The sequence below is a fragment of the Chryseobacterium kimseyorum genome (genome assembly GCF_025971945.1).
GTDB lineage: Bacteria > Bacteroidota > Bacteroidia > Flavobacteriales > Weeksellaceae > Chryseobacterium > Chryseobacterium kimseyorum.
This window is the reverse complement of record NZ_JAPDHW010000007.1, coordinates 214,596-237,348: the sequence shown is the minus strand read 5'-3', so window position 1 is coordinate 237,348 and position 22,753 is coordinate 214,596. Positions and strand designations below refer to the sequence as shown.

Annotated in this window: 26 protein-coding genes; 13 read left to right on the top strand and 13 right to left on the bottom strand. The window is 35.8% G+C overall.

The window, feature by feature from the left end; all coding sequences use genetic code 11:
• Positions 1-171 precede the first annotated feature (171 nt).
• Positions 172-1,731 (top strand): ribonuclease E/G, encoded by a 1,560-nt coding sequence (locus OMO38_RS12060; protein ID WP_264750426.1) that lies wholly within the window; start codon positions 172-174, stop codon positions 1,729-1,731.
• A 377-nt stretch (positions 1,732-2,108) separates the two neighbouring features.
• Positions 2,109-2,756, top strand: coding sequence for a response regulator transcription factor (locus tag OMO38_RS12055; protein WP_264750425.1), 648 nt, complete (start codon positions 2,109-2,111; stop codon positions 2,754-2,756).
• A gap of 65 nt (positions 2,757-2,821) precedes the next feature.
• On the opposite strand, the gene OMO38_RS12050 is transcribed toward OMO38_RS12055, so the two are convergent.
• The 6 genes from OMO38_RS12050 to OMO38_RS12025 form a co-directional block, all read right to left on the bottom strand.
• A complete protein-coding gene (locus OMO38_RS12050; protein WP_264750424.1) occupies positions 2,822-4,327 on the bottom strand; it encodes a carboxypeptidase-like regulatory domain-containing protein in 1,506 nt (501 codons plus the stop codon).
• Positions 4,328-4,338: 11 nt separating this feature from the next.
• On the bottom strand, positions 4,339-5,703 hold the full coding sequence (locus OMO38_RS12045; RefSeq protein WP_264750423.1) for a CsgG/HfaB family protein: 1,365 nt from the start codon (positions 5,701-5,703) through the stop codon (positions 4,339-4,341).
• A 28-nt stretch (positions 5,704-5,731) separates the two neighbouring features.
• Entirely contained in the window at positions 5,732-6,142 is a 411-nt protein-coding gene (locus OMO38_RS12040) for a curli production assembly/transport component CsgF (protein WP_264750422.1), read from the bottom strand.
• Positions 6,143-6,153: 11 nt separating this feature from the next.
• Positions 6,154-6,885: a curli production assembly/transport protein CsgE gene (locus OMO38_RS12035; RefSeq protein ID WP_264750421.1), complete on the bottom strand. Its 732-nt coding sequence runs from the start codon at positions 6,883-6,885 to the stop codon at positions 6,154-6,156.
• 11 nt (positions 6,886-6,896) lie between these two features.
• Positions 6,897-7,301, bottom strand: coding sequence for a hypothetical protein (locus OMO38_RS12030; protein ID WP_264750420.1), 405 nt, complete (start codon positions 7,299-7,301; stop codon positions 6,897-6,899).
• A gap of 172 nt (positions 7,302-7,473) precedes the next feature.
• Complete coding sequence (locus tag OMO38_RS12025; protein ID WP_264750419.1) at positions 7,474-8,226, bottom strand: hypothetical protein; 753 nt, start codon at positions 8,224-8,226, stop codon at positions 7,474-7,476.
• A gap of 254 nt (positions 8,227-8,480) precedes the next feature.
• On the opposite strand from OMO38_RS12025, the gene OMO38_RS12020 reads away from it, so the two are divergent.
• The 4 genes from OMO38_RS12020 to OMO38_RS12005 are packed head-to-tail and all read left to right on the top strand — an operon-like array spanning position 8,481 to position 11,737.
• Positions 8,481-9,110, top strand: coding sequence for an NUDIX hydrolase (locus tag OMO38_RS12020; RefSeq protein WP_264750418.1), 630 nt, complete (start codon positions 8,481-8,483; stop codon positions 9,108-9,110).
• A 28-nt stretch (positions 9,111-9,138) separates the two neighbouring features.
• Positions 9,139-9,939, top strand: coding sequence for a lysophospholipid acyltransferase family protein (locus OMO38_RS12015; protein ID WP_264750417.1), 801 nt, complete (start codon positions 9,139-9,141; stop codon positions 9,937-9,939).
• A 17-nt stretch (positions 9,940-9,956) separates the two neighbouring features.
• Positions 9,957-10,397: a hypothetical protein gene (locus OMO38_RS12010; RefSeq protein WP_264750416.1), complete on the top strand. Its 441-nt coding sequence runs from the start codon at positions 9,957-9,959 to the stop codon at positions 10,395-10,397.
• A gap of 2 nt (positions 10,398-10,399) precedes the next feature.
• Entirely contained in the window at positions 10,400-11,737 is a 1,338-nt protein-coding gene (locus OMO38_RS12005) for a UDP-N-acetylmuramate--L-alanine ligase (RefSeq protein ID WP_264750415.1), read from the top strand.
• Between the two features lie 74 nt (positions 11,738-11,811).
• Here the strand turns inward: OMO38_RS12005 and OMO38_RS12000 are convergent, their stop codons facing one another.
• The 3 genes from OMO38_RS12000 to OMO38_RS11990 all read right to left on the bottom strand — a co-directional run bounded on the left by OMO38_RS12000 (position 11,812) and on the right by OMO38_RS11990 (position 14,819).
• Positions 11,812-12,867 (bottom strand): NAD(P)H-dependent flavin oxidoreductase, encoded by a 1,056-nt coding sequence (locus OMO38_RS12000; protein WP_264750414.1) that lies wholly within the window; start codon positions 12,865-12,867, stop codon positions 11,812-11,814.
• A gap of 66 nt (positions 12,868-12,933) precedes the next feature.
• The gene (locus OMO38_RS11995) at positions 12,934-13,809 is read right to left on the bottom strand and encodes an aldo/keto reductase (protein WP_264750413.1); all 876 of its coding nucleotides are present in this window, start codon (positions 13,807-13,809) and stop codon (positions 12,934-12,936) included.
• Between the two features lie 113 nt (positions 13,810-13,922).
• A complete protein-coding gene (locus tag OMO38_RS11990) occupies positions 13,923-14,819 on the bottom strand; it encodes a LysR family transcriptional regulator (protein WP_264750412.1) in 897 nt (298 codons plus the stop codon).
• A gap of 223 nt (positions 14,820-15,042) precedes the next feature.
• On the opposite strand from OMO38_RS11990, the gene OMO38_RS11985 reads away from it, so the two are divergent.
• The 3 genes from OMO38_RS11985 to OMO38_RS11975 all read left to right on the top strand — a co-directional run bounded on the left by OMO38_RS11985 (position 15,043) and on the right by OMO38_RS11975 (position 16,512).
• Positions 15,043-15,657 (top strand): NAD(P)H-dependent oxidoreductase, encoded by a 615-nt coding sequence (locus OMO38_RS11985; protein WP_264750411.1) that lies wholly within the window; start codon positions 15,043-15,045, stop codon positions 15,655-15,657.
• The gene (locus OMO38_RS11980; RefSeq protein ID WP_264750410.1) at positions 15,657-15,944 is read left to right on the top strand and encodes a putative quinol monooxygenase; all 288 of its coding nucleotides are present in this window, start codon (positions 15,657-15,659) and stop codon (positions 15,942-15,944) included. Before OMO38_RS11985 ends, OMO38_RS11980 begins: the two co-directional genes overlap by 1 nt.
• Before the next feature lie 64 nt (positions 15,945-16,008).
• Complete coding sequence (locus OMO38_RS11975; RefSeq protein WP_264750409.1) at positions 16,009-16,512, top strand: PPC domain-containing DNA-binding protein; 504 nt, start codon at positions 16,009-16,011, stop codon at positions 16,510-16,512.
• A gap of 62 nt (positions 16,513-16,574) precedes the next feature.
• Here the strand turns inward: OMO38_RS11975 and OMO38_RS11970 are convergent, their stop codons facing one another.
• The 3 genes from OMO38_RS11970 to OMO38_RS11960 all read right to left on the bottom strand — a co-directional run bounded on the left by OMO38_RS11970 (position 16,575) and on the right by OMO38_RS11960 (position 18,090).
• Complete coding sequence (locus OMO38_RS11970) at positions 16,575-17,018, bottom strand: carboxymuconolactone decarboxylase family protein (RefSeq protein ID WP_264750408.1); 444 nt, start codon at positions 17,016-17,018, stop codon at positions 16,575-16,577.
• A gap of 1 nt (position 17,019) precedes the next feature.
• A complete protein-coding gene (locus OMO38_RS11965) occupies positions 17,020-17,454 on the bottom strand; it encodes a DoxX family protein (protein ID WP_264750407.1) in 435 nt (144 codons plus the stop codon).
• 63 nt (positions 17,455-17,517) lie between these two features.
• The gene (locus OMO38_RS11960) at positions 17,518-18,090 is read right to left on the bottom strand and encodes a Crp/Fnr family transcriptional regulator (protein ID WP_264750406.1); all 573 of its coding nucleotides are present in this window, start codon (positions 18,088-18,090) and stop codon (positions 17,518-17,520) included.
• A 64-nt stretch (positions 18,091-18,154) separates the two neighbouring features.
• Here OMO38_RS11960 and OMO38_RS11955 point away from each other — a divergent pair, with 64 nt between their 5' ends.
• The 4 genes from OMO38_RS11955 to OMO38_RS11940 all read left to right on the top strand — a co-directional run bounded on the left by OMO38_RS11955 (position 18,155) and on the right by OMO38_RS11940 (position 21,930).
• Positions 18,155-18,520, top strand: a complete 366-nt coding sequence (locus OMO38_RS11955) for a DUF1304 domain-containing protein (protein ID WP_264750405.1) — start codon at positions 18,155-18,157, stop codon at positions 18,518-18,520.
• Between the two features lie 473 nt (positions 18,521-18,993).
• Positions 18,994-20,244 carry a quaternary amine ABC transporter ATP-binding protein gene (locus OMO38_RS11950; RefSeq protein WP_264750404.1) on the top strand — a complete coding sequence of 417 codons (1,251 nt, stop codon included), beginning with the start codon at positions 18,994-18,996 and terminating at the stop codon, positions 20,242-20,244.
• Between the two features lies 1 nt (position 20,245).
• Complete coding sequence (locus tag OMO38_RS11945; protein ID WP_264750403.1) at positions 20,246-21,079, top strand: ABC transporter permease; 834 nt, start codon at positions 20,246-20,248, stop codon at positions 21,077-21,079.
• A complete protein-coding gene (locus tag OMO38_RS11940; RefSeq protein ID WP_264750402.1) occupies positions 21,076-21,930 on the top strand; it encodes a glycine betaine ABC transporter substrate-binding protein in 855 nt (284 codons plus the stop codon). Before OMO38_RS11945 ends, OMO38_RS11940 begins: the two co-directional genes overlap by 4 nt.
• Before the next feature lie 58 nt (positions 21,931-21,988).
• On the opposite strand, the gene OMO38_RS11935 is transcribed toward OMO38_RS11940, so the two are convergent.
• Complete coding sequence (locus OMO38_RS11935; protein ID WP_264750401.1) at positions 21,989-22,456, bottom strand: thioredoxin family protein; 468 nt, start codon at positions 22,454-22,456, stop codon at positions 21,989-21,991.
• Positions 22,457-22,753: the final 297 nt, after the last annotated feature.

Sequence of the window (22,753 nt, the reverse complement as noted above, 5' to 3'; positions counted from 1 at the left end):
TAATTTTTTAATAACCACCGACTATATTTTTGTTTGTGACCATATGATTTCAGAGCGTTTAGATTGTATTTACTCATCAAAATTTCAATGAATTATCTTAGAAATTATTAAATTTTAAATAACAAAATCTCTTCGTATCTTTAGTCTATAAAAAATTATCTTATAACAAAAATGAAGAAAGAACTAATAGTTTCGCATGAAGACGAGCTTACAAAGATTGCTTTGCTGGAAGACGGAAGATTATGTGAACTTCATGAGGAAGAAGACAAAAATGATTTTGTAGTCGGAGATTTGTTCATAGGAAAAGTAAAAAAACTGGCTCCCAACCTGAATGCGGCATTCGTCAATATCGGTTATGATAAAGATGCCTTTTTGCACTATCAGGATCTTGGACCACAGTATCTTACTTACAAAAAATTTTTAAAAGACACCGTTTCTAAGAAGCAGAATACCTCCAGTTTGAAAAATTTCGAAATTCAACCGGAAATTGACAAAAACGGAACGGTAGACAAAACCATCGCAAAAGATGATATTGTACTTTTACAAATTACCAAAGAGCCTATCTCTACAAAAGGACCGAGAATCTCTACTCAAATTTCTCTTACAGGACGTTTTTTGGTTTTAATACCATTCGACAATAAAGTTTCTATCTCAAAAAAAATCGGGAGTTCCGAAGAAAAAGTGAGACTCAGAACCTTAATTGACAGTATAAAACCCGAAGGTTTCGGGGTTATCATCAGAACCGTCGCAGAAGGAAAAAAAGTAGCTGATCTTCACAATGACATGAATCAACTGATTCAGAAATGGGAAAATACTTTTAAGAATATTCAGAAAAATAAAGTCCCGTCTAAGGTATTGAGTGAAGATGACAAAGCTTCGTCTATTTTAAGAGACAACTTCAATCAAGACTTCGTAAACGTCTTTTGTGACGACGAGCAAATGGTTGAAGAAATGAAAAATTATGTGGAAGTTATTGCTCCGGAACGCAAGAATATCGTTCAGTTCTACGACTCTCACATTCCTCTCCTCGAATATTATAACGTTGAAAAGCAGCTTAAACAAAGCTTCGGAAAACACGTAAATATTCCAAGTTCAAAAGGTGCTTACCTTGTGATAGAACACACTGAAGCACTACACGTTATCGACGTTAATTCCGGAAACAACATTACAGCCGGAAACACTGCCACCAAAGAACACGGTCTTCACGTGAATAAAATGGCAGCCACAGAAATAGCAAGACAGCTACGTCTGCGTGATATGGGCGGTATTATCGTGATTGATTTTATCGACATGGTAAACCCAGATCACAGAAGAGATTTGTTTGAACATCTAAAGACAGAAATGAGCCGTGACAAAGCGCGCCATAAGATTTTGCCACCAAGTAAATTTGGATTAATCCAGATCACCAGACAGAGAAACCGTCCGGAAAAACAAATCGACATTAAAGAAGAAAACCCCAACAAAGACGGAGAAATCGTAGCTCCAATCGTCATTGTTGAAAAAATGGAAGACACCATCAGAACCATTATGCAAAAGGACAAAGGTAAACTTTACCTGCATGTACATCCTTTCGTAGAAGCCTTTCTTACCAAAGGAATAAAAAGCATACAGATGAAATGGTTTCTGAAATACAAAAAATGGGTAACCATCATCCCAAGGGATTCTTTCAAATATTTAGAATACAAAATCTACAATTCGAATAAAGAAGAATTAAGCGGATATTCTAACTAAAACAACACATTAAAACCTTCAGAAATTCTGAGGGTTTTTTCTTTTAAAAAAATCATTTTTTAAACGTTTAATACCACATCTCATTTTAAATTTCATTAATAATAGATTGATGATATTAAAATATATCCCTACTTGATTTATTTAAATACACCTTGTCTTTTGTAGAAGTATCCACAAAGCACCATCAATAAAGGAATTACAAAGACCACCATAAAAATTTCGGCATTAAAAAATTCTAAACAAAGTGAATTATATAATTTCATTTACGAATAAATCAAAAAGACATGGTTTATATTATGTATTTCACTTATTTTCCGTGAAAACACGCAAATAATATGGCATATTTTTCTTATATTTATATACTGAAACTAACCGTGATGAAACCAATCTTAAACATTTTTGATGAACCTTTGCTGTACACAGAAGGCCTGTCAAAACTCCTCATTCAAAACAAAATTTTTAGTTCTATTGAAATTTTTAATTCGTGTGAAAGTTTATACGAAAACATAAAAGTGCATCCCCCGGAATTCGTGATGATCAGTTCGAATATTATGATGCTCACTGAAATTTATCAGTGCATAGAAAACATTATTGCTGAGAATAAAAAAATCAAAATCATTGTCATCGGAAGTTCATATGACGTGACGGTAATTAGAAAACTCTTCAATAAAGGTATTAAAAGCTATCTCGATAAAAACAGCAGTTATGACGAATTTGTAAGATCCGTGAACGCGCTGAGTGCAGATGAAATTTATATTTGCGAATATGCAAAGCAAATGATGATCAACTTTATCAGCAACGAACAGGAAAAACCCAACCCTAACATCAAAGATCCGCTGACAAGACGTGAGATGGAAATATTAAAACTCATTTGTGACGGGTACAGCAGTAAAGACATTAGTGAGAAATTGTTTATCAGCATCAATACTGTAGAAACTCACAGAAAAAGAATTCTGATGAAACTGAATGTAAAAAATTCTGTCGGGGTTGTAAAATATGCACTTGAAAATAATATCATCAACTAAAATTTTATTCACAAAAAAATCAAAACCCAAAAGGTTTTGATTTTTTTTGTCTGTTAATTTTAAATCTATTCGTAATCCGGCATTTCTGCATTTGTAAACAATGTTGTTCGAATAAAGTCTGTTCCGGTATTATTGAGATCAATCACCACAACATTTTTCTGCGAAATATTATCATTAGACGTATTCATCAGGATAATTTGAGAATCATTTGGAGAAAATCTAGGATCCAGATCGTTGGTTCCCACCGGTTTATCACTTTCTACAGAAACATCTAATATAGCATCCGTCACGAGGTTGTAAATAAAAATATGTGAATCGAGCTGTCTGTAATTGGCATCCTGATATCCTGTAATATCTCTTGTGTATAGAAGTTTTTGTCCATCAACTGAAAAATTCAGTCCACCACTTGCACCGAGTGGAGCTGAAAACACATTTTTCAAAACATTACCCAGCATATCTATAATATAAATTTTGGTATTGTATCCACTAAAATCATTGGTTTTAACTGCAATTTTACTGTTGTCATAGCTCCAGTCTACTTCTGAAATCAAGCTTCCGTCCGGCGTAGTATAAACCAGTTCCTGACCGCTGCCATCCTTGTTTATTTTATAAATTTTATCAAAGTTTGAGTAGATAAAAGTGCTTCCGTTGGTACTCCATGCATAATCCATTTCATAATGACTAAAACCTGACACAGGAATCTGAGTCACTTTAAACATATTTGAACCATCAGGATTTGATGTGAAAATATGACTTCCACCGGCATCGGTTCTTAAAAATGCAATGAGACCTGCATTATTATTTTTTCTCGGTCGCCAGCTGTTGTGGGATGAATTGGTAAGCTGAAAACTGTTTCCAAGATTATCAGATGACATGATTACAAAATTTCCGTTTTGTTTTCTTACATAATGATAACGGTTGGGTGGTGTTGTGTTGGTCGTAAACTTAAAAACCGTACTCAAAACTTCAGGGTGAATTCCGTCTGAAACCGAGACCTGCCAGAAATAACTGACCCCGAACTGTAAATTGGGTAAAGTGTAATTTTTAACTTTTAAATCATTTACTTGAATAACATTCGTATTAATATTATTTTTGACTGTTAATTTATAAACCAAAGTATCACCTTTATCAGGATCTGTAGCGTTCCAGGTGAGTTGTACGGTGAGTGGCTGATTAACTGCATTGTCGATTGGGCTTAGTAAAACCGGTGCCGTTGGCGGTGAATTAAGAGAGTCATCATCATCCAATTCAAAAACTACCGTTACCATTTGGTTTTCATTCTGAATATTAACTGCCTGAAAACTGGCTAAATAACCACTAAGTTCAGCTTTTACCGAATAATTTCCAACCGGAAGATCTGTAATTTCAAACATTCCATCTTTATCACTAAAAACAGTTTTCGTACTTGGAGTAGTGAAAATTTTTGCATTGGCAATAGGTTCATTAGTTCCCCTTTTCACCACTTTTCCTTTTAAAACTCCTTTTTGAGCCTGTTCTACCAGTTCTTCACTACAAGAAGCCAAAGAAAAAAGCAGAATAAACAGGGCGAATATTTTTATAAAAGTTTTCATAGTTTCTGTTTTTAGTTTTTACCGATATAGAAATTAATTCCGAGACCAAACCGTATTGCCTGATCATTTCTTTTCCCGCTGACGAGATCTTCCCAGTCATCAGAAAAGCCCATGTCATATTGTGAAGAAATTCTAAGACCTATATTTTTCTGAACGAGATACTCAAGACCTCCACCAAGCTGACCTTTATAGCGAGCTTTATCTTTAGAAAACATGCTGCCTACTCCTCCGTAAACGTAGGGCGATAGCTTATACTGAGGAAGAATGAGATATTCAAGATTGACCTCAGTCGCAATAAATGATCGTGATAATATTTTTTCATTTTCGATACTGAAGTAATTAACGTTTCCCTCAAGATTCAAATTTTTGTTGAGAAAATACTTCAGTCCAACTTTCCCACCGATTTTGGTTGCGGGATTTACATAATCACCTCTTACCTGCTGCGTTTCTATACTTCCGAAGAATGAAATGTTCTGTCTGTTTTCTGCAGGATATTTGTTTCCGACAAGTCTTGTATTATTAATTTCCTGCTCAATGGTGTAATCTTCAACCAATTGCTCATATTTTGCCGGAGTATCGACAGCCTTTCCCCAAATTTTATCTTTTATACCTTCTATGATCAATGATTTTACGGCTTTTTCAATAGCGTCAGTAACGGCAAGCTGAATAGGTTCGTTCTGGGTCATTCCAACTTCAGCTTCTAAAAGCCTTTCTGTATCGATATATCTAAAGAAACTTCCGTTGACGCTTGTTGAGAGAATCGTTTTAGAAACATAGACTGTTTTTAATATTTCACCATTTAATGTTGAAACAGCTCTCAAATAGATCGTAATTCTATCCTGACGGTACTGAGAAGATGCTCCGATACCGAAATATCTTGCACCAATTCCTCCTGTCATAATATTGCTGTCATAGGAAATTACACCACCCTCTAACAAAATACCTGCGTACAGAAGTGGTGGTAAAGCGGTGCTGTTTTTGTCGGCATCTTTCAGATATTCTTGTCTGGTGGATCTGATGATCTGTCTTTCGTTGAGCAAATTTGCTATATTCTCTCTTTCAATAGGAATAAACCATCTGCTGTCTTCCAGAGCTTTTATAAGGATCGTGGTAGTACCTTGAGGAACGGCTGTACTCCAGTTATTTCCGTTTTCGGCAGGTTTGTACTGCCCGGTCTGATCGCGGAACTTATATACACCGATAACAACTTTTTCCTTAGGTAAGGGTAAATTTCTTAACTCTGTAGTATATGGTGTGATTTCTCCTATCGTAGATTTTTCCTTATTTGCGGGCAAACCTAATATAGAACTGCAAGCCTGCAGCATACACAAAAACACTATACAGAATAAGATTCTGATATTAATAAAGATTCTCATGGTAAGTTTTTGGGTTTTAGTTCTTTTATTATTTCGGAATGACAATCTCGGACTGCTGTCCTGTACTGGTATCCAAAATACTGATCATCATGCCTTGAGAGGTATTGGAAATCTGAACGTAAAGCGAGCCAAAGAGATAATTTCCGGCTTCCACTCCACCTTCGCCAAACTGATCTTGAAATAATTTCCTAGAAAGTTCACTCAAAACCTGACGGTTCAGACTTTGCGTAAAACTGTCGAGCGACCCGAGACCATTGAGCAGACTGCTGCTCTTGTCTTTTTCATCAAACTGATTCTGCGCATTTGCAGAACTCAGAAGCCACTGATAGTTAAATGTATCACCGCCAAAGGCAGGATTAATTGGTTTGTAAACAAGCTGCTGTGATTTTGCCAGAAAAATTCCTGAAAAAAAAATCATTACAGCAATTAAAGTTTTCATGGTTGTTAGTTTTAATAAATAAATTCATTTTTAATGAGATTTTTCTTCGCATTAAAATCTTTGATATAGCGCAGTGTATTGGTAAGTTGCTCTTTAAGAAAGTCTTCGTTTGGGTTGGTTATAAAACTGTATATTACTTTATCATCAATCTGTATGTTGATCTGCCCGCTGGTGCCACGCATCGGAAGTTCTGAAATGGTAACCGCAGAATTACCCTTGTCTGGAAGCTGGCTGTATTGCATGTAAAATAGATCATAGAAATCTTTGCCTACTTTACTCTTGGTCTCGTCAAACGTCAGACCTCTAAGCTCAAACGCTTCTTCTTTTTCTACCGTGCTTACTTTTTTATTAAAAAAATTCTGATTGATTTCTAAACTGTCTTTGGTAATTAATTTTTGGGTCTGCTCATCACGTATATAAAGAAAAGCTTTCATTGCGTCTTTCTTATCAAGGTTGAGGTTCATCTCAGATAATGTTTTAGTTTCTCCGGGATTAATAGAAAATTTTGCATTTTGTTTATTATTAGACAAATTTCCATTTCCTCCTCTTTTTATAGAGACGAAAAGATAATTGAGTTCCTGATAGGTCGTGGAATTATTGGTGATTAATGCTTTTATTTTCAGTTGCTTTTCTACAACCTCACTCTCTATTTTTGCGACAATTTTTTTATCTTCTTGACCGTACACACATACAGACAAGAGGATAAATAAAGTAATAATAAGGTAGGAGTATAAAGTTTTCATCATATTGTATTTCAGTAATTCCTTACAAAAACAGTCATATTATCACCTTTCACATTAATCTGCATGCCGTCAGAAACACTGTTGCTTCCTGTAATATCTACAATATTATTATATCCTTGTGCACTGATTGCGGCTTTTGTTTCGTCACCGCTAAAGGCATTGTTATAATAAATACTATTTTGATCACCCAATTGCTGGACAATAATATTGGTTTTTGAATTCACCGAAAGTTCTGCATGATTGGCATCTCCCACCTGCAAAACAGTCGAGGATGAAATATTGGGATCCAAATTTTGCTTCGAAATCATGTCAACAATCGTATTGCTATTGATCTGGTTCCAGTCTATCTGTTGCGACTTTGCAAAGAAAAATGCAAGAAGCGCAATAGTGCATATAAGTTTTGTGATGGTTTTCATTGTTTTTTTTTTAAAGGTATACTATTACAGCGCCCTGCAAAACATGCCTACCCGTGACTACATGAAAATCACTGTTTTCTGGTATTTCATATGTGGTTTATACTGTAGAAATGTTTTAAGCCAAAAAAGGAGAAACCGAAGCTTCTCCTTTTTTCTATTAGATAATTTAAAGTTAGTTAGATTGGTTTACTACTAAAGAGTTTGAGCTACCGTTTTGCATACCAACATGACTGTGAGAACTACCTTCTTGTGTAATGTTAGCAAAGTTGCTATCACCTAATTGAGTGTTCATTGCAGAGTTATTAGTACCATCTTGATATTGAAGCAATACGTTACCTTCACCAATCTGTAATCCTTCAGTTTCGTTATCGCTACCATATTGAAGAGAAAGAGCAGCGTTGTCAGAACCACCTTGAGCATGGAAAGCACTGTTACCGTCACCCCACTGTCCTTGTCCAATATAGTTTCCTGAACCCGCCTGTAAAGCAGTCGCTTCATTACCATCACCTGATTGTAATTGCTCGATGCTGTTACTCACTCCTAACTGCTGCGCGGAAGCAACATTATCATCTCCTAATTGGTATTGCCAAACATCGTTATCAGCACCAAGCTGCCAAGTTGAAGCAGAGTTACCGTCCCCTATTTGTTCAGTCTCGTTCATGTTACCAATTCCTGACTGTTCCACATCAATAGAGTTGTTGTCTCCAGTACTTGTTGCTTGATTTCCATTGAACAAACCTACTTGGTCAATATTTGCGACGTTAGAATCACCAGTCTGTAAAAGAACATTTGTGTTCAAAAGTCCAGTTTGATTCACATTCCCAATGTTTGAGTTTCCGTTTTGGGTTGAAGTGTCGCTGTTAGCTTGTGCGAAAGTAAAACCCATTGTCATTAGTGTTAAAACACCTGTAAATAAATTTTTCATTTTTAATAAAAATTAATTGGTTAATAGTGAGACAAAGATATAATCCGGAAACCACTAAAAAACCATCATTACAGGGTAAATTGCAAATATCATCAGATACAGTTTAGATGGTAACTGTTTTCAGTTTTTGCGAATCATTACTATCAGTTACTCCTACCATCCGTATAAATACGGTAAAGAATTGGACGAAAAATTATGTATTATTAACATCAACATCTATTCCTAATTATAAGATATATTAGTAAATTTGAGATATGGAAAGTTTTGGAAAAGATCTATTGCAAAAAATCAAAAAAGCCCAGCTCGGTGGCGCCAATGCTCATGGGGTTTTCTCACCACCATACCGTGCAGTTCTTACACACGAGCAGATTTTAGAAAAAAATCCAAAATTCGCAGCTGTGAATATTGTCCTATATCTCAGAGACAACGAATGGTATTTCCCGCTGATCCAGCGTACTGAAAACGAGCGCGACAGACACAGCGGACAGATCTCGCTTCCCGGTGGAAAACAGGAAGAATATGACCGCGATTTTGGCGAAACTGCGATTCGTGAGACTTCAGAAGAAATTGGTTTAGAAAAACCGTATGTGAGAATTATCCGTGAAATGTCTCCAATCTATATTCCGCCCAGCAATTTTTATGTGTATCCTTATATTTCTTATTCCAAAAGAAATCCTGAGTTTATTCTTCAGGAAAGTGAAGCTGTAGAAGTTATTGAGTTTCCCATCACATCATTTCTCAATCTTCCCGATTCACCGGAAATAATGGCACTGGCTGGCGCCGGTGGAAAAGAGGTTCCTGTAATAAATTTTAACAATTATATTATTTGGGGCGCAACCGCAATGATACTCAGCGAATTCAGTCAGTTGATTAAAAAAATGTAACTTTGCAGATATTATGTTTAATTAAAAAATGGCGAAGAAGAACATATTCACCGATTCGTTCGGCACTCCTTATTTTTTAAAAAGGTTTATCATATTCATTCTGGGAATCGTTTCCTACAGGAGATTTAATGGTTTTAACAAACTGAAAATTACCGGTACGGAACACTTGGTGGATCTTCCCGATTCCAATGTACTTTTTGTTTCCAATCATCAGACATATTTCGCAGATGTTGCAGCGATGTATCATGCATTTTGTGCGGTCAATAATGGCTATTTAAATACAATTAAAAACCCTATTTACCTTCTTAACCCAAGAGTAGATTTTTATTACGTTGCCGCTGAAGAAACCATGAATAAAGGAATTCTTCCGAAAATTTTTAAAATTGCCGGCGCTGTCACTGTTAAAAGAACTTGGAGAGCTGAAGGTAAAAATGTAAACCGTATGGTTGATCTGGGTGAAATTGATAACATTATGAAAGCTCTGGACAACGGTTGGGTGGCCACTTTCCCGCAGGGTACCACTGCAGCTTTTGCACAGGGAAGAAAGGGAACCGCCAAATTGATTAAAAACCAGCGTCCGATTGTAATTCCTATTAAAATAAACGGTTTCAGAAGAGCATTTGATAAAAAAGGACTTCGTGTAAAAGTCACTGGAGTAAAACCTACCATGGAATTTAAAAGACCTTTAGACATCAACTACGACGAGGAAAATGCACAGCAAATTCTTCTGAAAATCATGACTGCCATTGAGCAAACTGAAGATTTCAATGTTCTTCACACTTATGATGAAGAGATGAAAGCAAAGAAGTCAGAACAACCCAACCCTTAAAAATTTAACGAGTCATTATGAACAAATTAATAGGCATATTTTTATTAATCATGATCACTGTTTCCTGTAACAGCCAGAAAGTTTATTCAGATTTCGATATCAGTTATTCAAAAAGTGGTGGCTATGCACCTGTTTACGAAAACCTTCTGATTAAAGGCAATGATGTACACTATTCTTTTGAAGGTCAGAAAAAGAAAATCAAAACTACTTTCAAGCTTACCAATGAAGAAATTCAGAATCTTAATCAGGTTCTGACTCAGAATAATTTCAGACACATCGCTGAAGATCACAAAAAAATATATGACCGTGTGGCTGTTTCCATCAACGTAAAAAATGGTGAAAACAGCGCCAATAAAACAGATGCCAGCATGATTATTCCACAGTATCAGAAAAACTGGGATCAGGTTGTCAATGCATTTCAGGACATCATCAGTAAAAACGTAAAAAACACTCAATAAATTTGAAAACCCATTTCATTGCGATCGGCGGAAGCGCCATGCACAATCTTGCTATTGCGTTAAAAGATAAAGGTTACGAAGTTTCGGGCTCAGATGACGCCATCTTTGAACCTTCAAAATCCAGACTTGAAAAAAAGGGAATACTTCCTGAAGAGCTGGGCTGGTTTCCAGAAAAAATCACGTCAGATATTGATGCTGTGATTCTCGGAATGCACGCTCATCAGGACAATCCTGAATTGGCACAAGCAAAAGAACTAGGCTTAAAAATATACTCGTATCCAGAATTTTTATACGAACAGTCAAAAACCAAAACAAGAGTGGTCATTGCTGGATCACATGGTAAAACGACTATCACATCAATGATTCTTCACGTTCTCAATTTTCACGAAAAAGATGTTGATTACATGGTGGGTGCGCAGCTTGAAGGTTTCGACTGCATGGTAAAATTGACGAAAGACAATGATTTTATGGTTTTGGAAGGCGACGAATACCTGTCATCACCGATCGATCTTCGCTCAAAATTTTTGTTGTATCAGCCTAACATCGCTTTAATGAGTGGAATTGCATGGGATCACATCAATGTATTTAAAACATTTGATGATTATACTGATCAGTTCAGAAAATTTGTTGCAAGCATCACTCCCGGCGGAGTTTTGGTTTACAACGAGGAGGATGCTGAAGTGGTAAAAGTGGTTGAAGATGCTGAGAATTATTTCAGAAAAATCCCTTACAAAACTCCCGAATACGAAATCGTAGGTGGAAAAGTTCATTTAAAAACCGAAATGGGAGATATTCCGTTATCTGTTTTTGGAGCGCATAATTTACTGAATCTTGAAGGAGCGAGACATATCTGCCATACTTTGGGAATTATGGATGAAGATTTTTACGATGCGATTATGAGTTTCAAAGGAGCTTCCAAACGTCTCGAAAAAGTTGAAAGAGAAGATAAAGGAATTCTTTACAAAGATTTTGCACACGCGCCAAGCAAGGTAAAAGCAGTTGTAAAAGCTTTCTGTGAGCAATTTAAAAACGAAAAAAAATATGGCTTTCTTGAGTTGCATACCTACTCCAGTTTGAATCCTGTGTTTTTGGAACAGTATGATCACGCAATGGACGGTTTGGATGAAGCCATTGTTTTCTATTCTGAAGATGCTCTGAAAATCAAAAGAATGGAACCCATTTCTCCAGATTTAATTAAAGAAAAATTTAGAAACGAAAACCTTAAAGTCTTTACCAATGCAGAAGAACTTCATGCCTATTGGGATTTGTTAGACAAAACTCAGGGTGTTTATATGATGATGAGTTCCGGTAATTTCGGTGGTTTAAACCTGACTAAATAAATCATTAAAGGTTTAAGAAAAAACCGTTCAAACATACAAAGATCGTTTTCAAATATTTGGAAACGATCTTTTATTTAAAAGCATTCTCGAAGTAATTTTTCTAAAATATCCTGTGTAGAAAGTTCACTGTAACTGACAACAGATTGACCGGCCCAAAGATTTACAAACTCTGCGTTCTCAACTGTTCTAGCCACTCTTCTCAGTTCGCCGGTCAGTTTATTCTGATAGGGATATGGCAAAATATATTCAGAATTTTCAATAGTTTTAATGAATTTATTTTGAATTCCTCTTGCAAAACGCCCTGAAAAACTTTTTGTCAGAACAATATCTTTTTCAGAAACATTTTTCAGTCTTTCTTTTTCAAAATTCTGCAATGCACTTTCCTTTGAATTTAATAAGAGACTTCCCACCTGAAAACCCTGAGCGCCAAGTTCGCTCGCAGCTTTCACCGTTCTTCCGTTAAAGATTCCACCAGCATAAATCAACGGAACATTCACAGCATCATAAACCTGTGAAAGTAACGATAAACCACCAATCTGCGGAATATTTTCACTTTCAAAACTTCCTCTGTGACCACCGGCTTCAATTCCCTGAACGCATATGATGTCGATTCCCGATTTCTCTAACAGTTCAGCTTCCGCAACAGAAGTACAGGTTCCTATTAAAACAGTTCCTTTTTCCTTTAATTTTTGGATGCTCTTTTCATCTAAATTTCCAAATGTAAAACTCAACACTGTACACTCTGCACTGATGATGGCATCTACCTGCTCATGATAAGAATTCAGATGTAAATCTTGAAGACTGGGAAGGTGTACCTCAAAATTATGATCAGATGCAAATTGTTCTAAAAAATTTTTGGTTTTAATAAATTTAGTCTCGAGCTCATCGGTAATCTCAGGAATTTGATGAACAAAAATATTAACAGCGAAAGGTTGATCTGTCAGTTTTCTCGTTTTGCGAATCAACTCAACTGATTTTTCTGCAGAGAGATCTGCCAAAGCCAATGAACCCAAACAGCCTGCCCTATTTGCAGATGCCACCATCTCAGGAGTACTGACGCCAAACATTGGAGCCTGAACAACAGGATATTTTACATTGAATATTTTTGCAATGGTTTCCGGAAAAAACATAGAGATTTTTTATTTAAATTTAATAAAAAAAGAAGCAAAAATGATTGCTTCCTTAGTTTGTATCCATTAAATATCTGCTACAGAATTCAACATTTTTTCTTCCCATGACGCATCTTTCGGATCGAAAAATAATCTCTTTCCTGTATCTAAAGAACGGACGGTATTCATTTCATCTTCTGACAGTTCGAAATCAAAAACATTAAAATTCTCTTCAATTCTTGAAGGCGTCACAGACTTAGGAATCACGCAGAAACCTTCCTGCAGATGCCATCTCAAAATAATCTGAGCAATTGTTTTACTGTATTTTTCAGCGATTTTTTTCAGATCCTTATTTTCTAAAAGTCCCGTATTTCCATTTCCAAGCGGGCTCCAGGGCTGTGTGATCATGTTGTTTTCTTTATTATAGACCTGAAGTTCTTTCTGTTGGAATAGAGGATGTAATTCTATTTGATTAATTACAGGAAGTACAGTTGAATTTACCTTTAACTCCTCTAATTTTTCAACTGTAAAATTACAGACTCCTATCGCTTTGATCTTTCCTTCATGATACAGTTGTTCCATAGCTTTCCAGGCTCCGGTAAAGTCGGAATACGGCCAGTGAATCAGATACATATCCAGATAATCCAGTTGCAGCCTGTTGAGAGTCCGCTGAAAAGCACCTTTCGCCTTTTCATAATCGGTATCCTGAACCCATAATTTGGAAGTCACAAAAAGCTCGTCTCTGCTTATTCCACTGTTTTTGATTGCATTTCCAACCGCTGTTTCATTCTGATAAATGGATGCTGTATCAATCATCCGGTAACCCGTTTCAATTGCTTTAACAACGGCATTTTCACATTCCTGCATATCTTCCATCTGCCATACTCCGAAGCCTAAAGCTGGTATTTCCACTCCATTATTTAATGTGATTACCGGTTGTCCTGTATATGTTTTTTGAGACATTTTATTTTTTTATTTTAGTTAATGTTGAACAAATTTCGGATATTAAAAATAAATATCCTGCGCTGAGCAGTTGTTTAAATAAATGATTTCTTTCTACAATATCGATTGTAAGTTCAACTCATCATATTTCTGAACAGACTTTTTATATGATCAATTTCATTCTGATACATCGTCTGCTTTCTACAACCGAAGTATAATGTATTTTCTAATTTTTTACTGCCTTCCCAAATCAGTTTCACATCACCGCTTTCAATTTCATTTTTACACAAAAAGTCTGGAACAACGGCCAAACCGGTTCCACCTTTCAAACAGCGGATGATCGAGTTTAGATTAGGAACAATATAATTGGGTCTGAATTTAGGTTTATGCCCAAAATTCATCAGCCAAAACTGAAAAAGATGTTCCATATCGCCGGTAGTTCCGTACCATTTTTCCTGTTTCAGCCAGTCTTCTACTTTCTGAAAATCTTTGGTTTTTAAAATTTCTTTAAACCCTTCCGTATCAACATTTTTTCCGCCGACTAAAATGATCTGTTCAGAAGAAAAAGCTTCGTGAAGAATATTCGGTGACGTCCCTTTTTTCGGGGTGATGATTAAATCTAAAATACCTTTATCCAACTGATCGAGCATTTCGGGATACTGACCAAAGCCGATTATTAAATTAAAATCTAATGTCGAAACATACTGCTCCAAAGTTGTTTGAAAAGTTTCAAAACACATTCCCACACTGATCGTCGGAGTGGTTTTCTCAGTCGATTTTTGAAAGTTTTTCTCCACTTCTTCCAGTTTAGATAAAGCTTCAGAAACAGCATTGAATAAAACTTTCCCTCTTTCCGTCGGGATCATTTTTCTTCCCGTTCTGTCGAATAATTTATACCCAACATACGCCTCCAGTGAACTTAAATGAAGACTCACGCCAGGTTGCGAAATAAAAAGGGAATCTGCTGCGCCAGTCAAAGTTCCTGTTTTATAAATCGCTTTAAAAGTTCTGTACCATTCTAAATTTACCATCAATTTCTTATTTGTAAGATATAACTCTTTACTTCCCTCCCACTATAAATCATCCCCATCAATCATCACCCATCAACCATCAATCAGCAATCAGCAATCATTAATCATTAATCATCTATCATCTATCATCAGAATTATAATACAAATGTATAAATTATATTATTTTTATAATACAAAATCCAGACATAACTTTGCAGTATAAATTTTAAACAGCATTACAACAATGAAAAAAGTATTAATTATCAATGGCGGACAGAATTTCGGTCACTCCGGAGGAAAATACAATCAGACCATTGCAGAAAACACCTTACAGGCTTTAAAAGAGTTTGAAAATGTAGAAATAAAATTCTCCAACGTAAGCGAAGGTTACGATAAAAATGAAGAAGTTAAAAAATTTGTTTGGGCAGATTTTATTATTTACCACACGCCAATCTGGTGGTTTCAGTTACCAAATGGCTTTAAAAAATATATTGACGAAGTTTTTACAGCAGGTCATGCTAAAGGAATTTACATGAGTGACGGAAGAAAAGCAGATAATCCGCAGATCAATTACGGAACCGGCGGAATGTTAGGCGGAAGAAAATACATGGTTACCACAAGCTGGAATGCGCCGGAAACTGCATTCACGCTTCCCGGAGAATTTTTCAGTGAGACAAGTGTTGATGACGGACCATTATTCGGTTTCCACAGAATGAACGCTTTCGTTTCTTTAGAAAAAATGGAAAGTTTTCACTTTCATGATGTAGAGAAAAATGCAAACATTGAGCGAGACATGAAACTGTACAGAGAACATGTCACCGCTGTTTTCGAGAAAGAATTTAAACCACAATTAGTCTGATGAAAATTTACCTCACCGCGATTATCAAAGCAAAAGAAGAACACAGAAATGAAGTTTTACAGGTACTTCAGAATATGGTGAAAGAAACCAGAAAAGAAGCGGCCAACGAACTGTACACGCTTCACCAGGGAACTGAAGATGAAAACCATTTTATTTTCTATGAAATCTGGAAAAGCGAAGAAGGTCTGAAACAACATAACAATGAACCTTACATCAAAGCATTTGCAAATTTAGTTGAAGAAAAATTGCAGGAAAAGCCACAGATTTATCTGTCCAATCTGATATAAATTTAAATTAATTTCAAAATTAAATTGGTGCAGATATTTCATTACTTCAGTTAAATACCAAAACATGAAATTATTTGCAACTTTTCTAATCACTTTATTTCTGATGAATACTTTGTCAGCACAGCAGAAAGAAATCTGCAGATACACAAAAACTCCGACAGGATTTCTGATGGTACTTCGCGAAAATGATGACGTTCTGGCTCAGATTGAGAATCTTGCAAAGACTGAGAACATTCCCTCGGCAAGCTTCACAGGAATTGGTTTTGCGAGAGAAGCAACTTTTGGATTTTATGATTTTCAGGCTAAAAAATTTAATCCCAAAACTTTTAAAAAAGTAGAAATGGGAAGCCTGACCGGATCTATTGCCTGGAATGAAAAAGGTCCTTCAATCCACGTTCACGGAGTCGCAACGGATGACAAATTTGATGCGTACGGCGGTCATCTTCTTTCTCTGTATGTCGGAACAGGTTCAATGGAAATCTATATCACCGTTCATGATAAAAAATTAGAAAGAAAAATAGAACAACCGCTGAATGCTAACGTTCTTCAGCTGAATTGTCAGCAGTAATTATTAAAACAAAAATAGCTTCTCAAATCTTGGGAAGCTATTTTTTCCAAGTCAAAAACTGATTATTTTGCTATCGGCAAATGGGTAGAAATTGCGATTCTGTTCCACATATTAATAGAAACGGCAGCCATAATAATATCGGCAATCTGCGTTTCATTAAAAAGTGCTTTTGCTTTTTGGTAAGTTTCTTCAGTAAGTCCTTTCTGGCTGATCAATGTAATTTCTTCAGCAACCATCAAGATCACCTGCTCTTCTTCTGTAAACAGTTCTTTTGCATCTCTCCAAGCATTCAGAAGGAAAATTCTCTGCGGTGTTTCACCATATTTTAAAGCATCTTTGGTGTGCATATCCAAACAGAATGCACATGCATTAATCTGAGAAGCTCTGATTTTAATTAATTCTTTCTGAATCGGAGTTAAAAAACTGTTCTGAAGGGCAGCCTCCATTCCTATTCCTGCTTTGTAAGCGGCAGCGTGCGTCGTTGCCATGTTGAATCTTGCGCTCATACTATTGATGATTTTTAGTTAGTGTATCTATTGAAAAAAAATATTCTTTTTGTGATGCCAGTAAAAAAGCCGCTGCACTGCCCACCCAAACCGAATAATCCAGCGGAGCTTTTAGTCCAAGTGCGATTGTCATCGATAAGGCGAAAATCAGCAATAAAAAACCCGTTCCATAGGCTGCAATCTTGGTTTTGAAACCGAAAATCAACATCAGTGGAAAAATGATTTCTAAAAAAGTAGCGGCATAGGCAGAAAATGTGCTTAAAATTTCAGGAAGGAAAAAGGTTAACTGTCTGGTATATTTTTCAAAATTCTCCCAGTTTCCCCATGCGGAATTTTCTCCCCAAAAACCAAACCGGTCTGCGACTGCAGACAGCATTGTCACCGCAATTGCGAATCTTATAAATAATTGAGGAAGTGAAATTTTCTGGTCTGTCATGCTGTTGGCTTTTAATTACATGACAAAGTTGCGACATAGATACCGCAAAAATCTTAAACTGGTTTAAGAACGTAATTTTGCTCTGATTTCACTTAAATATTCCGGAGTGAAACCTAAAAATGAAGCCAGTAAATATTGTGGAATTCTCTGGATAAACCAGGGATATAATGTACTGAAGTGAATGTAGTATTCTTCTTTACTCATTTCATACAGATAACGGATTCGTTTTTCGGCTGCAGAATAAGCACGCTGATAAATCATTCTGAAATAACGCTCCATAATAGGATGTTTTTCAAGCAGAAGTTCCTGAGACTGACAATCAATCATCATTACCGTCGCCTTTTCCACTGCCTGAATATTGAACTTCGTCTTTTCCCGCTGTTCGAATGCAAAATTGTCTGCCAACCACCAGTTTTCTATAGCAAATTCGGTAGTTTGCTCCACGCCTTTTTCATTGATAAAAAACTTTCTGAGACAACCTTTCAAAACAAAATATTTAAATTTACAAACATCATCTTCTGACATTAAATTCTCCTTCTTCTTCACTTCCACCAACTGAAAGAAAGAGAATATTGAAGTAAATTCATCATCACTGACCGTAATAAATTTATTTAAATGCGCTTTAAAAGTTTCCATTTATGAAATTGAATACTCAAACTTAACTTTATTTTTTTAGTTTTACAATGATAAAAATTATACCATGGAAATTGTTGCCAAAATTCTCATCGCCGCTGTCGCTCTGGAACATCTGTATATTCTCTGGATGGAAATGTTTGCGTGGGAAACCAAAGGAAAAGAAGTTTTCAAAGCAGCTTTGCCACCTGAAATGTTTAAACCGACAAAAGGTTTGGCAGCCAATCAGGGATTGTACAACGGTTTTCTGGCAGCCGGATTGATCTGGACTTTCTTTATTGAAGACGAAAAATGGCAAACGAATATTGCTCTGTTTTTCTTAGGCTGTGTTACCGTTGCCGGAATTTACGGTGCTGTTTCTGCAACCAAGAAAATATTTTTTGTTCAGGCATTGCCTGCGATTTTTGCAATTGTTGCGGTTTTGCTAAAATAATATCGTTAGAAAACATCTTGATCAATAAATTATTTTTAGCAATGTCAACTCCTATTATCATAAAAAAACTTGCATGTTTAAATATTTGAAATTCAATGCGTTACAATCTTAAAATTCATTTAAATATAAATTCCGTAAATTTGCAACGTCATAAGAAATTGATGTGCAGCTTTTCTATGCTTTCAGCATAACGATAAATTCAAGTTGTTCCAGGCAAATACCTTTAATTATCCTGATGATAATTATTCTTTGATTCAATTTAAAAAGATTGATTTCTTTTTTTACGTAATACATTCTTTGTCAAAGTAAAATCTTAAAAAATACGCATAATCATACATTGAGATGATTTGTAATTTTTTGTTATTAAAAATGATTTTACAGTAAAATCATCCGAACAATTGTGTTTTTGGTGACATTGTTCATCAAAGCATCACCGTTTCAATTTCTCATCTCAAACACAACAAACTCTGAATATGGATACAATAGATACGAATAGAAAAGTAAAACTTAAAGTCGAAGATCTGACGATTATTTTCGGAAAAAATAAAGAAAAAGCGTTGGAACTTCTTGACAAAGGTTTTTCTAAAAAAGAAATTCTGGAAAAAACAGGTTGCACAGTAGGAATTAACAAAGCCAGCTTTGAGATCTACGAAGGTGAGTTTTTTGTCATCATGGGTTTATCGGGAAGCGGAAAATCAACACTCCTACGCTGTCTGAACCGGCTGAATGAGCCGACCGCGGGGAAAGTCTACATTAACGACGATAATATCACCGATAAAAACAACAAAGATCTTCTTGAAGTGCGGAGAACTGAAATGAGTATGGTTTTTCAGAAATTTGGCCTGCTACCCCATCATACCGTTTTAAGCAACGCAGCGTTCGGACTTGAAATTCGTGGAGAAAATAAAACCACCCGTGAAGAAAAAGCGCAAAAAGCTTTAAACATCGTAGGTTTAAATGGTTTTGAAAATCAACTGCCATCTCAACTCTCCGGTGGGATGCAGCAGAGAGTGGGATTAGCGAGAGCATTAGCCAATGATCCCGAAGTTCTGTTGATGGATGAGGCATTCTCAGCACTCGATCCTCTGATAAAATCTGAGATGCAGGATCAGCTTCTTGAGTTACAGGAAACTTTGCAGAAAACCATCGTGTTCATTACCCATGATTTGGATGAAGCGATTAAAATCGGAGACCGAATTGTCATTATGAAAGATGGTGTCATCGAGCAGATAGGAACTGCAGAAGATATTTTAACCAATCCCGCAAGTGATTATGTAAAAGCCTTTGTGGAAAAAGTAGACCGTAAAACAATTATCACCGCAAAATCTTTAATGTTTGATAAACCGACGGTCGTCCGCTTCAGAAAAGACGGTCCTGAAGGCGCACTAAGAAAAATGAGAACAACAGGTTTGGAAACTTTACCGGTGATCGATTTTCAAAGTAAATTTCTCGGTTTTGTAACGCTGAGTGACATTGTGCAAATTGCAAAGAAAAAAGAACCGACAGTAGAATCGGTGATCAACAGCAATGTTCCTTCGGTTTATCAGGAGGCTACGGTTGAAGAAATGCTTCCGCTGATTTCAGGAAGTAAATCATCCATCGCTGTGGTGGACGATACCAATAAATTTTTAGGCCTCGTCACTCAATTATCGCTCATCATAGAAGCAACGAAGTTTAATGAAAAAGAAATTATCGAATTAAAAGAAATCGCAAACAACCAATAAGATGAATAAAACTATAGATATAGGTCAATATGTAGAAACTGCTATCAATTGGCTTACCGATAATGCAAAACCTTTCTTTGACATTATAAAAAATGTTGGAAATTCTTCTATTTTAGGCATTGAGTGGGCATTGGTCAACACTCCATTTTACATCATTATTATTCTTTTTACTGTATTAGCTTTATGGAAAGCAGGAAAAGGAACAGCCATTATGACCGCTGCCGGACTTACTTTAATATTTCTAATGGGATTCTGGAGAGAAACGATGGAAACTTTAGCACTGATTTTTGTTTCAACAATAACCGCCCTGATTTTATCTGTTCCTCTTGGAATTTGGGCAGCTAAAAATCAGCTTGCATCAAAAATTATCCGTCCGTTATTAGATTTAATGCAGACCATGCCGGCATTCGTTTACCTGATTCCCGCTGTACTTTTTTTCAGTATTGGTAAAGTTCCCGGTGCATTTGCAACGATTATTTTCGCTATGCCACCTGCCGTCCGTTTAACCACACTGGGAATTCAGTCTGTCCCGAAAGATATTGTGGAAGCAGCACGGGCATTCGGAGCAACCAATCGCCAGATTTTATTTAAAGTAGAACTTCCTTTGGCGACCAATACGATTTTGGCAGGAATCAATCAGACTATTTTGCTGTCATTATCCATGGTCGTTATTGCAGGAATGATTGCTGCAGGCGGTCTGGGTGAAAAAGTTTTGGAAGGAATTAATAATCTTGACATCGGTTTAGGTTTTGAAAGTGGTTTATCTGTTGTGATTTTAGCCATTATTCTAGACCGAATCACTCAGGGATTTGTAAAGAAAAAAACAGCGAAATGAAAAAAATAAATTATCTATTATTAATTAGTTCTGTTATTGTTTTAGGAATATTTAATTCCTGTAAAAATTTAAAAAACTCTAAATACATCAACATCGGAATGGTTGATGGCTGGGCAGAAAATGTTGCAATGACCCACGTTGTGAAAGCTATTTTAGATGAACAGGGATATCATGTCATCATTCAGAAAGCTTCTACCGATATGATTTTAGCATCCATGAATAACGAAGACACAGATCTCTTTTTAGGCGTATGGCTACCGTATACTCATGTAACGAAAGTAGCGAAGTTCCCCGATTTAATCAACCTTGGAACAAACTATGACAACGGAAGAATCGGCTTAGTGGTTCCAGAGTATATTCCCATAGAGTCTGTAGAAGACTTGCCAAAATACGAGAAAGAGTTCAATAACAGAATCATCGGTATTGAAAAAGGAGCCGGAATGACTTCTGCAACAGACAGAGCTATCATTGATTATCAGTTAAGTTACCGTCAGATTAATTCTTCTACAGTGGCCATGATTACTGAGCTTCAGAATGCAATCAAACGCAGAGAATGGATTGTTGTCGCAGGATGGCAACCTCACTGGATGTTTGGCAAAATGAAATTAAAATTTCTTGAAGACCCAAAAAGAACATTTGGTGAAGCAGAAAAAATCAAGACTTACAGCAGAAAAAGCTTTGGAAAAGACCACCCGGAATTAACAAAATTCTTTGCTAAAATGTATTTTGACGACAAAACAATGACCGATCTTTTAACTAAAATGGAAGACAGTAAAGACAAAGCGGCTACCGCTAAAAAATGGGTTGAAGATCATTCCCAACTCGTAAATTCCTGGCTGGATAAACATTGATTTGTTTAAATTCGTGAGCAGCAATCCCTTAGATTTTTTTAAAGTCTGGGGATTTTTTTTAGCGAGTTGATAACGAAGAAATTTCCAACAATTTCTCTTTCATTTTTTCAGGTTTAAATTCACCCTCATGATAGTAAAACATCTCCTGATTTTCATCTAAAATTATCCACAGCGGATAAACGGGCTGACTTTTATTTTTTGATAAAGCCAACGCCAACTCGTGGATTCCTGAATTTCCGTTGGATAAATAATTAAATTCTTTGCCTTGAAAAATAATTTTTTCTTTGGTTTTTTCAGCTTCAAAATTGATGAAATGAAAATTATAACTGATTATTTTAACCAATTCTTTATCCTTATTTAATTTAAAAGATTCTATTTTGCAGATGGAGCACCAATCAGTGTACAGATGAATAATAATTGGTTTTTTATTATGTTTCAGATTCTCAAGCTCAGAAAATGTTCCGGACTTTATCTGTGAAAAACAGAATCCGGAAACTGATAACATTAAAAATATAAAAAATTTCATTGCATTATTTTAAACTGGTTCTGATTCTCACAATTTCATTTTGCTTAAATTTTCTTCATATTTGATGTAAAAGATTTAAACGCAAAGATTTATTTTAAAATCTTAAAACTTTAAGGAGCAAAGATGAATCAACAAGTTGATTTGATGAAGCGCATGATCAGCTTTGCGTTAAATATTCATTCGTAAATGTATTTTCAAGCTTCGCGAAGCAAATTTATTTGCCTTTGCATCCCTTAAAATTTTCAAATACATTCAATAATCTTTGCGTTTAAAAAATCATTATTAACTGTATTTTCA